Annotated in this window: 12 protein-coding genes and 1 tRNA gene; 2 read left to right on the top strand and 11 right to left on the bottom strand. The window is 39.9% G+C overall.

Features of this window, described 5'->3' with window-relative positions; all coding sequences use genetic code 11:
* Positions 1-471, top strand: coding sequence for a hypothetical protein (locus O3603_RS01700; RefSeq protein ID WP_371519913.1), 471 nt, complete (start codon positions 1-3; stop codon positions 469-471).
* 248 nt (positions 472-719) lie between these two features.
* Here the strand turns inward: O3603_RS01700 and O3603_RS01695 are convergent, their stop codons facing one another.
* The 5 genes from O3603_RS01695 to xpt form a co-directional block, all read right to left on the bottom strand.
* The gene (locus O3603_RS01695; RefSeq protein ID WP_273541310.1) at positions 720-1229 is read right to left on the bottom strand and encodes a toxin-antitoxin system YwqK family antitoxin; all 510 of its coding nucleotides are present in this window, start codon (positions 1227-1229) and stop codon (positions 720-722) included.
* Positions 1230-1646: 417 nt separating this feature from the next.
* Positions 1647-2210 carry a DUF4251 domain-containing protein gene (locus O3603_RS01690; protein ID WP_371519910.1) on the bottom strand — a complete coding sequence of 188 codons (564 nt, stop codon included), beginning with the start codon at positions 2208-2210 and terminating at the stop codon, positions 1647-1649.
* A 42-nt stretch (positions 2211-2252) separates the two neighbouring features.
* The gene (locus tag O3603_RS01685; RefSeq protein ID WP_371519907.1) at positions 2253-2717 is read right to left on the bottom strand and encodes a hypothetical protein; all 465 of its coding nucleotides are present in this window, start codon (positions 2715-2717) and stop codon (positions 2253-2255) included.
* 125 nt (positions 2718-2842) lie between these two features.
* On the bottom strand, positions 2843-4186 hold the full coding sequence (locus O3603_RS01680; protein ID WP_009434428.1) for a nucleobase:cation symporter-2 family protein: 1344 nt from the start codon (positions 4184-4186) through the stop codon (positions 2843-2845).
* A 127-nt stretch (positions 4187-4313) separates the two neighbouring features.
* A complete protein-coding gene (gene xpt, locus O3603_RS01675) occupies positions 4314-4886 on the bottom strand; it encodes a xanthine phosphoribosyltransferase (RefSeq protein WP_371519904.1) in 573 nt (190 codons plus the stop codon).
* Positions 4887-5107: 221 nt separating this feature from the next.
* On the opposite strand from xpt, the gene O3603_RS01670 reads away from it, so the two are divergent.
* Positions 5108-7180 carry a TonB-dependent receptor gene (locus O3603_RS01670; RefSeq protein WP_371519901.1) on the top strand — a complete coding sequence of 691 codons (2073 nt, stop codon included), beginning with the start codon at positions 5108-5110 and terminating at the stop codon, positions 7178-7180.
* Positions 7181-7484: 304 nt separating this feature from the next.
* On the opposite strand, the gene O3603_RS01665 is transcribed toward O3603_RS01670, so the two are convergent.
* The 6 genes from O3603_RS01665 to O3603_RS01640 all read right to left on the bottom strand — a co-directional run bounded on the left by O3603_RS01665 (position 7485) and on the right by O3603_RS01640 (position 15712).
* Positions 7485-9155: an RNA-binding domain-containing protein gene (locus O3603_RS01665; RefSeq protein ID WP_371519898.1), complete on the bottom strand. Its 1671-nt coding sequence runs from the start codon at positions 9153-9155 to the stop codon at positions 7485-7487.
* 591 nt (positions 9156-9746) lie between these two features.
* Positions 9747-10193 carry an HU family DNA-binding protein gene (locus tag O3603_RS01660; protein WP_371519895.1) on the bottom strand — a complete coding sequence of 149 codons (447 nt, stop codon included), beginning with the start codon at positions 10191-10193 and terminating at the stop codon, positions 9747-9749.
* Positions 10194-10641: 448 nt separating this feature from the next.
* Positions 10642-12348 (bottom strand): hypothetical protein, encoded by a 1707-nt coding sequence (locus O3603_RS01655; RefSeq protein ID WP_371519892.1) that lies wholly within the window; start codon positions 12346-12348, stop codon positions 10642-10644.
* 44 nt (positions 12349-12392) lie between these two features.
* The gene (locus O3603_RS01650) at positions 12393-12587 is read right to left on the bottom strand and encodes a fatty-acid--CoA ligase (RefSeq protein WP_371519890.1); all 195 of its coding nucleotides are present in this window, start codon (positions 12585-12587) and stop codon (positions 12393-12395) included.
* A 481-nt stretch (positions 12588-13068) separates the two neighbouring features.
* Positions 13069-15297 (bottom strand): family 20 glycosylhydrolase, encoded by a 2229-nt coding sequence (locus tag O3603_RS01645; RefSeq protein ID WP_371519887.1) that lies wholly within the window; start codon positions 15295-15297, stop codon positions 13069-13071.
* 340 nt (positions 15298-15637) lie between these two features.
* Positions 15638-15712, bottom strand: a tRNA-Pro gene (locus tag O3603_RS01640).
* Between the last annotated feature and the right edge of the window lie 103 nt (positions 15713-15815).

Raw genomic sequence — 15815 nt, 5'->3', positions numbered from 1 at the left:
ATGATTATCAAATACAAGTATAGTCCATTGCTATTCATCGATACGTTGCATGCGCCCATCCCTGTTTTGTTTTGTATATGGTTCTTCTTTGGACACAAAGGAACAGATGCATCTCATCCTCTAATGCTTATTCTTGCATTGTGGATGACTGGTCTTGCCATCTCATATTGGCTTTTCAAGCTCTTTATTACATGTCAGAAATTATGGAAGAAAGACTATCTTTCCATCAAAGGAGACCACATCTGCTTTTATGATTGCCTCCGTTGTAAGTACATCGAAGTAACAGCTGATGAGATAGAAGGCGTCAACGATTATAATTACCACTTCGTTCCGTTCATCGTTCAGATAATTTATACAACGAAAGGAAGGCTCTTCACTCTTCCTGATCTTACACATGAAGGCAAGGAAAGAGTGACTGAAATAATTTATGACTTTATGTATAAGACAGAGAAAGAGACCACGTCTCCTTAGCAACAAACAAGTGGCTATGCAGAAAGATAAAAGATACTCCAATTGAAGAGGGCGTTCCTTCATATCGAAGAGACGCCCTTTTGCAATTAACAAGAGGCTCTCTTTGAATCAAAGAGAGCCTCTTGTTAAATCTAATTATAATTCGCTACTCATTCTTTTCATACCTCCATTATATCTTAGTAACCCACATCCCCTCCTTTGGAGGGGCTTGGGGAGGCTTGTAATTACTAAACTCTGACAGGTAACTCCTACTGGATCAGACTTGAATAGTGCTTCAATCCAACCTTTTCCATTCGACCATCAGGGTGTGTAATCGTCATGTAGTCGAAACGACTCTTACCTTCTCTATAAGCCACAACACCGATACTTCCATCACGCAAGTGCAGCGTTAGATAGCCTTCACGCTTACCATCTTTGTAATTGCAATGCCACTTCTCCATGCCATTAGGGTAATAAGCGGTTACATGACCATCAAGAACTGTGTTGGCATCATTGCCTAAGTCGAGGAAAGAATAGCCACCCTCCAAACGCTTCTGACCATCTGGATAGAAGTCCTGGAAGATGTCTCGCTCTACACCCTTATAGCTTTCTTTTGCAAGAAGACGATAGTAAGCAACGTTCTCAGAGCTTTTCACTGATCGTAACGCTTGATTGTAGAAGATTGTATCACGTGATACTACTGTTGTTGTCACACCTTCACGAGCGAAAGATGTTGCTGAAATCAAGCAGACAAAAGCTGCTAAAAAGAACTTTTTCATTGTTGTTAGGTCTTTAATTATTCGTTTTCTATGAGCAAAATTAATAGTAAACTATGATACAACCAAATATTCTGAAGGGTATTTTTAAGTAATTTTTCGTGCCTTTTCAGTTGTAATTAAAGAGCAAAAAGAATAACAAAAAGAGAAGAAATAAGCGTTAAATAGCTTTGAAAAGAAAGCGAACTATACTATTATTAAGGGTTTTATGCACAACAATTAGCATATTGTCATATAATTGACATACATCAAATCAAGGTGAATAGTTATCTTTCAAGCCTTTTACACTTTGATAGGCTCAACTGTTAAAACTGTGTTTCTCTACTAAAAAAGCTACTTTCTTAAAATGAAAAATCCTGTCATCTGCACCTTACCAATTAGTAAATGAGCAGAGACAGGATGAATGTTTTTATCCTAATCTTATAGTTTCATAAACGACATTTGCCGTTTCTTCACGGGCTTACCACCCTTAACTGTAAAACTGTCATTGAGTTCCATCACACCGGTAAAGCGTATCGCATCCTTCCCACTAGGGTTGACAAGCAAGGAGGCTGTCGCATTGTCGAACACTTCCAAGACCATCTGGTAACTCTCATAATCGTTGCGAGTGGTCATAAAAATGCGTCTGCCACCTTTCATAGGCTCTTCCTTGTAACTCAAAAGAGGCGAAACAAGGGACAAGCCACCGCCCCGACCGTATGGAATCTGGTACACCCTACCCACATAAGGGAGGAATAAACCAACCGAATCACCGCTTACTTCAATGCCCCAATCATCTTGTAAATAGATGGAAGGACCTCTCATTGGCTCCATTCTATCCATGAAGATGCGGTAACGATGCCCGCCTAAATGAGCCTTGACAGCAGCAGCTTTCAGTTGAGCCATCGTCTCCTTAGATACAGGCTTGTCATCAGAATCATAGTAAGTCGTTACACATCCAACCATTAGGAGTGCCGAAAACAAACATAAAAACAATCGTTTCATGATAGAACCTCACTTTCTCTCTAATTGAAATATACGTCTTCTTTAATCTAATCGTTCGACCTTTGGTGCATTCATCTTCTCTATCGTAGGTGCAGAAGGCTTACTAGAAGGTTCTGGATCAGGCGTTGCTGGGGCAGGAGAAGCTGGTGCAGCCATTGGTGCCTCATTGCTTTCTTGATGGGATGTGCTTTCCTTTCCCTTAGCTTTATCAGCCTTGTCAGTCTTATCCTTAGCCTCATCTGCAGTCTTATCCTTATCATCATTGGTCGTTAAATCACTCTTTGAAGGCTTTGCATTAGGCCATAAATAATCGCCAACAATGTCTATCGTGTCTTTATCTGCAGTGCGTTGCTGTTCTTCCTCTTGCTCTTCTTCGCTCAAAGGACTATCATCATCAGCAACAACCAGGTTATATCCTATCCCTAAAAGAATGAGTATCACCAGTCCACAAAGTACCTTAAAGGCGATTGACTTAGTAAATTTACGCTTTCTATTCTGTATCGACATAGTCTTTAAAATATATTTTCTTCTCTAATAGGAAACGCTATCGGTGCGTTCTCCTCAACATTATCTGCAAAGATAAACATTTATAAGGAAAACGCACCGAAACGATGATAAAAAATAATAAATGCCTACTCCTTAATACGAATAAACGCATTAGCGAGGATAGCAGTAAGTCCTCCTGTGGTGATACCACTTGAGAAGATACTCTTAATGAGGTCTGGCATCTTATCAAGAATATTAGGCACTAACTCTACACTCAAGCCCATTGCGAAGCTGATTGCCATAACCAATACTGCCTTACGAGTTATCTTCGTTGAAGCGATGATACGGATTCCTGCTGCAGCAACAGTACCAAACATGAGGAGAGTGGCACCTCCTAAGACGGCATCAGGAATAAGAGAAAAGAGCTGACCAACCACAGGGAAGAGTCCTAATAACACCAAGGCAGCTGCAATGAAATACCCTACATAACGACTGGCAACGCCTGTTAATTGTATCATACCATTGTTTTGAGCAAAGATGGAGTTAGGAAAACTATTGAAGACAGCGGCTAGGAAAGAATTAAAACCATCTGCTAAGATTCCACCCTGTGCTCTCTTCAAGAATACAGGACCCTCAACTGGCTCGCCAGATATCAATGAGTTAGCTGTAATATCGCCGAAGGCTTCAACAGCAGTAACCAAGTAGATAAGTCCAAGACCGATGATGGAACCTAAATCAAAGTGCAGTCCATACTTGAAGGGGGTTGGTATATTCAGCGTTCCAGCACCACTTATGCGTGAAAAGTCAATCATGTTAAGGGCGTAAGCAGCAATACATCCAACCAACAAGCCCAACACGATGGATGCCATTCGTAGGAATCTGTTGCTCGAACGATTAAAGAATATAATGCTGACAAGTACTAAGAAGGCTAAACCTAGATTCTGCATGGATCCGAAAGTACCAGCATCTATAGCCGACTGACCACCTCCGCACGAATTGATACCAGCCTTAATGAGGCACATACCAATGAGGGAAACAACAATACCAGACACTAATGGTGTGATGATCTTACGTGTATAAGGGAGTAAACGACTCACTATCATCTCCACAAAAGCCGCTACAAGGCATGCTCCGAAGATGTAACTCAAACCCATTTCAACGTTCATCTTTCCGCCAACCATACCTAACATTCCAGCACCAATTATTGGACTGATGAAAGAGAAGGATGTTCCCTGAATACAGAGAAGCCCTGCTCCTAATGCACCAAAGCGTTTACACTGAATAAAGGTGGCTAACCCTGATACGAAAAGAGACATAGAAACGAGGAAGCCAGTGGTCTCTAAGTCAAATTTCAACGCCGAACTGATAATAAGTGGAGGCGTGATAATAGCCACAAAGATGGCTAATAAATGCTGCAAAGCCGCAAATAAGGTTTCACGAAGGGGTGGTTTGTCATTCAAACCATAGATAAGTTCTTTCGACTTTTCCATTCTTTTACTTTTAAACTATAATATAATAAGGTGAAGTTATATGTCCTTTAGAACACACTTAATTGAATCTTTGTATAGATGAAATAGATTATAAATAAGAAAGGTGGACACATAATGCCCACCTTTTTTAATCTTCTTTCATCTTAATCTCACAATTCTCAAGCGATTCAATGATTGCTAAGCTCTCACAGCGAACGCCTGCTTGCTCTATTGCATCACGTCCATGTTGGAATGCTTTCTCGATAATAAAGCCCATACCTACTAGTTCCGCGCCTGCTTGTTTACACAAGTCTATGATACCTTTAGCCGCATTTCCGTAGGCAAGGAAGTCATCAACGAACAACACCTTATCGCCTTCTCTAAGGTATTCTTTGGATATTACGACATGATACTCACGTTGCTTCGTGAAAGAAAACACTGTCGTCGACAGCATGTCAGCCATGGTTGAAGGCTTCTTCTTCTTTGCGAAGACAACAGGAAGGTCTAATAAGAACCCCATCATGATAGCTGGTGCAATGCCACTAGCCTCTATTGTGATGATTTTATTAATCTCCGTTGAGGCGTATCTACGTATGAATTCCACACAGATACGCTTCATCAAATTAGGATCCATTTGATGATTAATAAACTTGTCTACCTTTAGGATGCCTCCAGGATAGCACTTACCATCCTTTAAAATACGGTCACGTAATGCTTTCATTGTGCAATTAATAGTTTGTCGATGCTGAGAATTAATTGCCAACAAAAGTACTAAAAAGATGGAATATAAGCACTATAACAACCTTACTTTTATCTCTCTTTATTGCAGAAAAGCACATTGACATCGATTAAACATTGTTGTTACAAAAAGATTTAGTACTTTTGCACCCGTTTGCCAGTCTGTTAACAAACTTACAACTGGCGTTTTTTATTAATTATATTATGTACAAACCAACTTTTGAAAAGCGCAGTGTCCTGAAGTTTAAGCACTTCTCTAATCACGGCTACTCGCTCTTTGCCGTTCTTGGTAAGGAGGTTTTGATTGGTGTACTGAGTGTTGCTACCTTACAGCATGCTACTGCCAAAGGCATTAGCGTTAATGCTGAAAAGGCAGAAATGGACTCAGTTATAACCAACCGAGGCGTGATGATGGATGAAATAAGCGTCACGGGAACACGCGCACCACTGACTGTTAGTCAGCAAGCGAGAATGGTAACTGTACTAAGTCGTGAGGAGATCCAAGCGGCGCCAGTACAGAGTGTAAATGACTTATTGAAGTATGCCGTCGGTGTCGATGTACGACAAAAGGGTCCTCTAGGGGCTTTGACAGACGTAAGCATACGTGGGGGCAACTCCGAACAAGTCACAATTCTTCTCAACGGCATCAATATCTGTGATGCACAAACAGGTCATAACGCTTTCGATTTCCCAGTTGATATTAGTGAAATCGAGCGCATCGAAATTCTTGAAGGACCTGCTGCACGAGTTTATGGTACGTCTTCTTTATTAGGTGCTATAAACATTGTAACCCAAACTCCACCACAATCAAGTCTCTCCGCACACGTCGAAGGCGGCTCTTATGGCTATCTTAGTGCTGGTATGCGAGCGAACTTATCAAAGGGAAAATGGAACAATCAGCTATCTGGTTCATATACCCGCAGTGATGGTTATCTTCGTAACAAAGCAGGCAAACTGAATGCTGATTATCGCACAGGTAAGGCTTTCTATCAAGGTAATTACACGGATAACGACGTTAGAGTTCAGTGGCACGCGGGTATGAGTATCAAGGACTTTGGCTCTAACACATTCTACTCAACGAAGTATGATGACCAGTTCGAACACACTTTCAAAACCTTTACTGCCATACAAGCAGAGAATCTTCAAGGGCGTTTCCACATCCGTCCTGCCATCTATTGGAACCGCAGCATGGATCGCTTCGAACTGTTCCGAAACGCTGCAAACAAGTATCCTTTCAATTATCACCGCACAGATGTCTATGGTGTAAACCTCAATACTTACTTTGATTGGAAACTAGGACGAACGGCCGTTGGAGCCGAGATTCGCAATGAAGATCTCGTCAGTGGTAACCTTGGCGAACCGCTTGCTAAGCCTAAGCACATACATGGTACGGACAGAGACTACACCGTTGGTCTAAACAGAACGAATATCCAGTTCGTCTTTGAACACAATCTCATCCTTGACCGATTCACGTTATCTGCGGGTTTAATAGCCGTTAAGAACACACAAGCTGATATGCACATGCGTGTTTACCCAGGCATTGACGCAAGTTATCGCATTGGACAAGCATGGAAGTTATATGCCTCTTACAACACCTCTCTTCGTATGCCTTCTGTAACGGAGTTGTTCTATTCTGTAGGTGGACATAAGGCTGATAAGCACCTCAAACCAGAGGAACTTTCAGCATTAGAGACTGGCGTTAAATATGAAGACAAGGGTGTTACTGCCAGGGCGAGTCTATATTGGAATCATCATAAGAACCTCATCGACTGGATCAATGATGGGACTTTAGATGCCAACGGAGCACCGCTTTGGAAGAGTGTTAACTTTGGAACTATCAACGACTTCGGGGCAGAGATGGCACTTGACTTTAATCTTCTGCAGCTCATCCCATCGCAACGTTTCTTTAAGAAGTTCGGTGTTGCTTATAGTTACATCAACCAGGATAAGACAGAGCAAGCAGGTATCGTGAGCAAATATGCCCTCGAATACTTAAAGAATAAGGTGGTAAGTAACCTCCAAATGAACCTTTGGCGCAATCTTGACCTTGGTCTTAACTATCGCTTCCAACACCGTATGGGCAGCTATTTGGACGTAAATAACCAACGTCACAAATACAGAAGTTACGGCGTAATGGACGCTAGATTAAGTTGGAATGATAAGAGTTGGACAGCCTATCTGGAGGCTAACAACCTCTTCGGAACGCATTATCTTGATTATGGAAACGTCCCTCAACCCAGCACATGGGTTATCGGTGGCATTCGTATCAACCTATAAAAAAGCCTCACCCCAACGGAGCCCTTCCTAAAGGAGCAGCTCCATTGGGGTGTTATTATAAACAAAAAGATCCCCTCAATATAAAAATGTTGTCTTATCCAATTTAGGAAATCACGAAGTAACAAACGATAATACAGTCTTCTTAATAAGAATATATCACTTAAAACTCACGGAAAAGCAGTATAAAACTTAGGAGTTTATTCTACTAGTAATCAACATATTACAAAATATCCTCACGGAATTATCACAGAATCTCACGGAATTCCACGAAAATTCCGTGATAATTTACTGTTAAGAAGTGAAGTCAAGAAACCAAAATCCAGAACCTCTTTTCATCAACTTTAATCACATTTGATTTCTTTAATTTCTTTAATAGATAATCTATCTTATTAGTCTTCTGACTATTATTTAATACGTCAGATAACTTGTTCTTTAATAAGTCATTTATATCTTTACGGGAAGCCTTACCAAATCTCTTTAAATATTCAATAATCATATTCATAAAATATTCATCATCAAAGCTACGATTCTTGATATACTGGCTCTTCAAAACTATATCTTTCGTTTTAGACACTATCTTATGTACCAAATAAAAATGTGGCTTTCTCCCCTCTATGAGTTTTTTCTTTCTAAGATAAGAGACTTGCTCATCTGAAATTAGTTTTTGCTTCTGAACCTTATCCAACAATATAATATCTTCAAGGCTTATTCTAGGATTATCCGTCAAGATGCGTGCAAAGTTCTCATCAATAACCTTACCTGTAATTATAACTCGAACCTTACCATTTGAGAAATCATATTCTGGCATGGGAAATAATCTTACTCGCTGGTTTATAAACATCTTCTTTATGCCACCTCCTTCTGTCTCTATCATGTTAAAGTTACGCATGGCTTCTACGAGAAAACGATTGCGATAAACAGATTCTGGACAATCTTTGGTTACAACATTTTCTACACTTTGTGGCAAAAATTCACCATAATTCTGAAAAATAATATGACTATCTTCATATTCCACAACCTCAATTCTTGCACACTTCGTGTAGTCTTGGTGTGCAATAGCATTATTTAGAGGCTCACGTATGTTGAACATATCATAACGCAACATTTCATCAGGGAAAAGAGAATCTGGACGCACAAGACGATACTTCACATTCCTAACTTTATTGTATAAGCGATCAACACTAAGAAGTAATGGTATTGGTAATATCTCATAATCCTTATTCTGCATTGTCCCAACACTCCTCAAAGACCAACGTATACAAGCCACATAGGGGCTGAGGAAGTGTTCACTTTCTTCTTTTCCTAACAATATCAAAGCTGCCCTAGTTATCTTACCATTAATAGTTACCTTAGCTTTATCAAGAAACTTGTCATTACTCCAAGCTGAAATTTCTGCTTTTCGATAAGGGTTACGGATAATATATTCTTTACGTGCTTTCTCTATCGCATCAGAATCTAAATCATCAATAGTTGCTTGAGGAATAATTCCAACGCTCCAGTCTTCCGTAATTACAAGTTCAGAGAGGATGGAGTCAATCCTTTCACGTTTTATTTCTATTAAAGAGTCGCCAACCCTTTGCCATGCCTTATTATGGGCATACACAGGTAATCTCGCCTTATGCTTAGGAATATTCACTATCCAGACAATATCACCAGTATCATTTGCTTTCAGCTCATCAATCTCCAGATTTTCAATTGGTAGATTACGACATTTCTCGGAGATTTTTGCTTTCGCAGATTCTACAGAGTAGTTTCCAAAGTTTTGAATACCAATTACTTCGAAAGTCTTATCTTGAACACCAATAACAATGGCGCCTCCATTCATATTAGAAATAGCAGACACATAAGAAACAACATCATCACCTTCATGCCCACAAAGACTATTTTTTAGGTTCTTATATTCTTTCCATTCACACCGCTCATTCTCCCTAGGATATTGGATACGTATATATTCAGAAATTTCTTGTCTAGTCATATCGCTAACATTTTTTATATTGCAAATATACAAAAGAAATAGGAAATTACTTCCTGATGCCCATAGAATAATACATTTACCTCTTCTACACCACCAATCATGATGTCTAAATTAAACTTCTTAACTTTATAAAATCGAGTAATGAATATTATCAGAACCTTTCGATCGAAAAATTGTGTTACTAAAGTTTTGTGTTCCTCTGTTACCATGTCTTCAAAGCCTATGTTCTTCTGTCTCACACAAAAGCCCCACCCCTTTAGGCGCCCCCCTCTCTGTAGGAGAGGGGCTGGGGGTGAGGCCGTACCACAGGAGCGAGAGAACCAAATTAATACACTAGTTTTGAAAGACATTAATTTCACAATTAATATAATCGAGTTGTCTTATTACAGAACGATTGATACCCTGAATCAATCTAATAAATGCTCCCGTGGTATATAAAAAGAAAGCCTCCTAAAAGAAAGCCTCCCCAAGCCCCTCCGAAGGAGGGGATGTCCATAACCCTACTTACAGGCTCTCAGTCGTTTCAAACTATATCCAATAAGGACATCCCCTCCTTCGGAGGGGCTTGGGGAGGCTTCTTTGAGGGGGCTTTTACCCTGCCTGTGGTCCAGTGTGGTCTTCACTCCCCTCTCCATTCGGAGAGGGGGCGGGGGTGAGGCTTTCCTTCTTCTTCGGTGTCTCGTAAGAGTTATCGCGCAAGGCAGCTTTCAACTCCACGCCTGGCGTAAATGTTACTCGAGGTTTGATTGTTTCAGTCTTAAAGGCTTTTTCATTTAAAGCACCCTCGCTTGATAAGGTTAAACGCACCGTACCGAACTCGCCCAACTGAACGCTAAAGCCATCACGGAGATAAGAAGGCAGACACTCCATAAAGTTCGTGAGGACATTCTCAATGTCACCACGTGTCAAAGACGAACGACCGGCAATATCCTTCGCAATGTCACGCAACGTCTTCTTACCAGCATTGATAGGACTAGCATAATACTTCACCTCTGACTTCTTTTGCGGATTCTTCCGCGAAACCATTTTGATTTTCATTTGATTATAAGATTTAAATTATTAATTATTATCGTACTGCACTTTGCAGCACTTCTTTGTTTTTCAAATATATAGAGGCTGCGTCAATGCTCCTAAGTCGCATTAAGGATAGAGGACTGACGCCGCCTCCAGTAAAGTTATAAAAAGTATCTCTAGCTTTGTCTCCTTGTATCGTTTTCACTCATCGAAAGCACAACTTTCAAGAGAAAGGTCACCGTTCAATGTTCAGAAATCAATGTTCTAAGGTCAAAATTCAAAGTTCAAAGTTCAAAGCCGAAATTATATACGGTTAGCCGAAAATTTTTATTTGATAAAAATATTTTTCTAACCGCTTCCCCGTAAATTTCTAACCGTATATAAATTTACGGGGAACCGTATATAATTTTTCTTCTGACAGCATGCAAATTTATGCTTATCCGTGACCATATACTTTTGGGGCACTATACATTTAGTAATGAACAAAAGGACGGACAAACATACGACTGTCATTATTCTTATTCCCCTGAACCACATAATTTCTATCAATCAGATGCAACACTGTCCATCCACCCATATATTGGTTTTCAAAATGTTCATAACAATAAGCATAATATTGCGATGTAGAAAGCTCTGAAGATGAGGCATAAAGACTTTTTCCTGCACCTTTGGATCGTTGACTAGTAAACTTTAGAGCATACGTGTCAGGAAAATACATATCATTCAAACCTGCTGATGGATTTGGCAAATAATCAATATCTTCATTACTAAAATGTACAAGGTTTTTAAAATAAAGATTCCATTCTCCAATAGATGGTAAATACCATTTTCCAATGTTAGCTCCAGTTATAGGGACACCAGCGTCATAATGGGCTGCAGCATAAAAGGCTGGATAGTTTATTGCATCATTTCCTTTTATAATACCATCAGTACTATAGGTTGTCGAATAAGTATAATCATAACCTTTTAAATCAGAAAGGTGGTCACTTAGAGTCGCACTTGCAGTATTTGTTGTAACTACATTATCTTTTCCCCATTTAAAATTACTTATCGCACTAGGGTCAATATCTTTTATTGCTGCTGCAATACGTTTAGAGCGGCTCACCACCACTGCTATAGGTGTTTTAGAACTGAAGTTTGCATCAGTCTTCTGTCCAGTAGTTCCATCACTGAAAAGGTATATGTAATTATAGTGAACTTTCATCACTAAGCGATATGAATCATTCGAGGACATTGAGGCTAGCGCAGGGAATGTAACAGAACGACCTGTAATTGGTAATCGATAAGCAGTTCCACCAGTTATTGTAAATTTTAGATTAGCTCCATTTGTTTTTGGAAGAAAATAATAATAATCATTCCAACCTTCTGGAGCTGTTGGGGCATTAGTCCAAGCAGTCCCTGTTGTATAAGTAAAAGTAATATTGTTTGTAAATGGAACGGTTCCTGCTACCGCATAAGTTTGAGTGGATGTATTAAAGTTGATTTTTGAAGGTATATTAAGTGTAGAAGAGAAATTACCTGTCACATCACGTGGAGGAAAACCATCTGCTTGCATAACAACTTTAACTCGGCTTCCAACATGCTTCATCTGGAAAGCAACTTTTTGTTTCCTTGGTGTTGGTGTAATTACAACGTTCTTGGCTATACCTATACGTGCATTCTCGACATCACTACGATCAATACTCCAAGTTTCTCCATTAACCTGTACTTTTTCATTGCAGCAAACAAAGGTATATGTACCTGGTTCAAGACCAATCTCTTCATTGCTACTTGTAGGGGTAAATACATTACTTGTAACAGTTCCTTTTAAAGTACCTTTAAGACTTGTTCCCTGATAAGCATAAATAGTGTATGTGCCATTTGTTAAAGCGCGTGTCATTGCTTTCCCTACTTTGTCAATTGTCTTAGTAGTATCTCGCTGTAAACTAACTTCAGCATACATCATTTCACCCATAGGAACAATTTGAGTTTTCTGTACTTGTGGATCAATAGCCGCACGCGTACCATGACTAATGGTATCATCTGCGTTATAGTCACTGAATGAAATCTCAAATTTAATATCTTTTGCAGCATTCACCTTGTTTGCAGTATTATTAACTACATCATCATTACTACAAGATATTGTTAGCATAGCAACTAACATACATATAATAGAAAAAAAGTTCTTCATTTCTGTCATGAATTAATTATTCTTATAAATTTTATACACCAAATATCGATCTTCTATGGAGCAACTTCAGTAGACGATCCTACCCATTCTTCGTGATCGGCATTTATCTCCTTATCATTGTTCCAATTCTCTTCACTTGAACCTTGTGGATTTAGCGTTACGGAAGCACAAATAAATTTTTCGAATTGAAGTTCATGCACGTTGCACTCGGGACATTCATAGTCTCTTTTCTGTTTCTTTTTTCTCATTTCTTTTATTGATTAAAAATAGTTGTTATTACGTTTTAAATTTCTCTATATTTCAGTTTAAGTAAAGACACAAAAACAAACAAAGGAAACTCTTGGAAGTCCTTTGTTTACTGGCTTTACGGCACGCTTCGCGCGCGCGTATGCGAGAAGAAAAAAATGTGTAATTTACGCCTGCTCTACTAGAGAGAGAGAGAGAGAGAGAGAGAGAGAGAGAGAGAGAGTATACAAATATTTGGAACTACCAAATTATTTGCTATCTTTTTCTCGATTATTTTTCTCTCCGTATTCAATGATTCAAATACAGAAGCACAACAAGCAACACCTTTATTATATAAGGCGTTGTTCGTTGTGGCTTGAATATTTAATGCTTGAATCATTATCGTTTTTTTGTTACGGCTGCAAAAGTAATAAAAGATATTAAAACGGCAAAGAGATTTAAAAGAAAAGTGGACTTTCGGTGTAAAAAGGGGTGTTTATTTGTTTAATTCACATTCACTGCGATACCACGACGCAACATATCGTCCATCAAAGGGCGCACTCGAAGGAGGTAATCAGTATAACTGCGCCGTTCAGGAATGGTCCAACCTGCTTCCGACAAAGCAGCAGCACGAGGGAAAGCTTGATAATAAAGTCGTTCCGTTGAGTTGATACATTCGCTCCAAAGTGTACCACTAACGCCTAAGAGATTATGCTGTACAAAGGTGCTATCCATCCCCCATGCCGGATCAAGACGATAAGTTTGTTCATGCGAAGTAACGGGCATTCCCCAATTAACCTCTGGCATATCGCCTCGCCCTTGTGGGTAGTCAAGATAGCAATGCTCGCCTGGACACATCATAATCTTTGCTTTGTTACGCACGGCTGCATCTATCGCCACCTGCGTTAACCCATTCCGCCAAGCATAAACAACGCACCCCGGCTGAATCGTCTTAAACTCCTTCTCATACCAATACATCGGCGTCTTCCCCAACTGATGAAGCTGTTTTATAACCCGATCAAAGAGGTATTGTTGTAATTGCCAGTTCTCAGTAAACTCTTCCTTTTGCTTTAGTTCCTTACAAGCAGGGCAGTTTGTCCACGCTCCTAATGGTGGTTGACCCGCCTCATCACCGCCCAGATGAACGTATGGAGCAGGGAACACCTCGGCTAACTCCTTTAGAACGTTATCAAGAAACTCGTAAACAAAGGGTTCGGCAGGGCAAAGTAAGTCATTACTAACGCCACAGGTCAAACGAATGGGGACTTCTTTTTTAGCACAAGAAAGTTGTGGGAAACAATGAATAGCAGCCACTTCATGCCCGGGAAGTTCTATCTCTGGAATCACCATAACATGATATTGAGCTGCAAAACGTACCAACTCACGCATCTGCTCTTGCGTATAAAAGCCGCTAATACGCTCTGGCATATCATCCATTCCTACTCTATCGGAGGCTTTCTGAGTAAGTTCTGGATACTTCTTAATCTCTATTCTCCATGCTTGATCATCAACTAAATGGAGGTGAAGAGCATTGAATTTGAAGCGAGCCATCTCTACAATGAAGTGCTTTAAATCGTTGAATGGGATGAAATGACGCACTGGATCCACCATTAACTCACGCACTTCCGTTCGCGGTTGGTCTACTATATAAAGAGGAGGAATCGTTGTTGAGGGGGCAGCAACACCATTCCCTATACATAATTGTTCGAGTGTCATCAGTCCATAAAACACTCCCGCTGCTGTTTTTCCCTTTATCTCTACACCTTTATTTGATATGTCTAACGTATAAGCCTCAGCATTGTTTAGGGTTGAATCAAGGGATAAACGCACCATTACTCCCCTACTCTTCCCACCTTTTATATTATTAGCTTGCGGACGGAGCACACTCGTTGTACGTTCACGAAGTATGCGTTCCGCTTGTTCCTTTTCATTATCTAAGCCGTTCGAAGCCTCAATGCCGATAACATCCGACCAATTCAACGCTTTTTTATAAACGCCTTTCGAATCTGTTTTAGAGAACACTTCCATGCGAAGAGGACGTGGAACGAGTAATTCTTCAGGCTCACAAACATTCTTCTCTTCGGTCTTCGAAAAGAAAGAACGCCAACCCACAGCATTCCGATAAGCCGCTTTTGCCTTTGAAGGAACAATGAGTTTGACTTTCTTAAAATCAATTCCTACAAAGGTATTAGTTGCACAAACGGGTGGAACAAGTGCTGAAAGACGTATCACACGCAAGCCCTTACAATTAGCAAAAGCAAAAGACCCCAAACGAGGAGAACCTTCAAACACGAGTTCACTCAAACCACGACAACCATTGAAAGCCGATGTCTCTATCACACGAGTTGATGATGGGATGAGTAATTGCCCCTTTAAACCATCACAGGCAAAGAATGCCTGACTACCAATAGAGTCCAAAGTCGCAGGGAGAATAAGCTTTTGTAATCTATGCCGAGAGTGCATTGCATTACGTGGAATCACTTTGCAGGCAGTTTGAGAAAGGTCGAGTACAGTTTCATTCACCTTTACATCGCGCAGAGTTCGAAAGTTTTGAGCCTTCATTGGCAATGCAACGAGTAATACAAACATGCTTATCAGTATCTTATTAATAGCATAATTCGCATACACCAGACAAGAGGAAGCAGATGTTCCAGCCCTAAGTTGCACATGATCACAGGTGAGATTACCCCCAAAGATTCCCTCCATTATCGTCTTTCTCATGCTCATCTTCATTTGTAGAAATTAATAGACTTTGGTTTTCACTATGGGAAACAAAGATACAAATAAGAATTGGAAAAGCTATTACTAACCATACCTTTTTATGCACAAAGCGTACTTTGATAATAGAAAATGTAATTAACTCCTATCAGAAAAATATAACACTCGGTAGCACTTAATAACCTTCAGAATTATTACAAGCCTTCTGTAATACCTCTCCAAGGCTTCTGTAATACTTCTCCAAGCCTTTTGTAACATTACAGGAAGGCTTTAAGTCGATTCGAAGAAAACGTTTTTAACAGCTTAAAAAACAAAAAAAAGAAACCAAAGAATGGTTTCTTTCTCTTCAATTAAGTCGGGATGACCAGACTCGAACTGGCGACCACTGGTCCCCCAGACCAGCATTCTAAACCTACTGAACTACATCCCGTTCCTTTAAAAGCCCTGCAAAATTACTTACTTTCCATGATATTAGCAAACTTTTGAAGTTCTTTTTCTCACATCCCAAGTTTATTTTGTAATTTTGTGATGTA

Source organism: Prevotella sp. 20925_1_30 (assembly GCF_041433025.1).
GTDB lineage: Bacteria > Bacteroidota > Bacteroidia > Bacteroidales > Bacteroidaceae > Prevotella > Prevotella vespertina.
Note: the sequence above shows the minus strand (reverse complement) of the source record. Positions and strands in the feature narration are given on the sequence as shown.

Excerpts from the sequence above, each read along its gene's own strand:
- O3603_RS01700 (WP_371519913.1), top strand. The coding sequence starts at position 1 with ATGATTATCAAATACAAGTATAGTCCATTGCTATTCATCGATACGTTG.
- O3603_RS01695 (WP_273541310.1), bottom strand. The coding sequence starts at position 1,229 with ATGAAAAAGTTCTTTTTAGCAGCTTTTGTCTGCTTGATTTCAGCAACA.
- O3603_RS01690 (WP_371519910.1), bottom strand. The coding sequence starts at position 2,210 with ATGAAACGATTGTTTTTATGTTTGTTTTCGGCACTCCTAATGGTTGGA.
- O3603_RS01685 (WP_371519907.1), bottom strand. The coding sequence starts at position 2,717 with ATGTCGATACAGAATAGAAAGCGTAAATTTACTAAGTCAATCGCCTTT.
- O3603_RS01680 (WP_009434428.1), bottom strand. The coding sequence starts at position 4,186 with ATGGAAAAGTCGAAAGAACTTATCTATGGTTTGAATGACAAACCACCC.
- xpt (WP_371519904.1), bottom strand. The coding sequence starts at position 4,886 with ATGAAAGCATTACGTGACCGTATTTTAAAGGATGGTAAGTGCTATCCT.
- O3603_RS01670 (WP_371519901.1), top strand. The coding sequence starts at position 5,108 with ATGTACAAACCAACTTTTGAAAAGCGCAGTGTCCTGAAGTTTAAGCAC.
- O3603_RS01665 (WP_371519898.1), bottom strand. The coding sequence starts at position 9,155 with ATGACTAGACAAGAAATTTCTGAATATATACGTATCCAATATCCTAGG.
- O3603_RS01660 (WP_371519895.1), bottom strand. The coding sequence starts at position 10,193 with ATGAAAATCAAAATGGTTTCGCGGAAGAATCCGCAAAAGAAGTCAGAG.
- O3603_RS01655 (WP_371519892.1), bottom strand. The coding sequence starts at position 12,348 with ATGACAGAAATGAAGAACTTTTTTTCTATTATATGTATGTTAGTTGCT.
- O3603_RS01650 (WP_371519890.1), bottom strand. The coding sequence starts at position 12,587 with ATGAGAAAAAAGAAACAGAAAAGAGACTATGAATGTCCCGAGTGCAAC.
- O3603_RS01645 (WP_371519887.1), bottom strand. The coding sequence starts at position 15,297 with ATGAAGATGAGCATGAGAAAGACGATAATGGAGGGAATCTTTGGGGGT.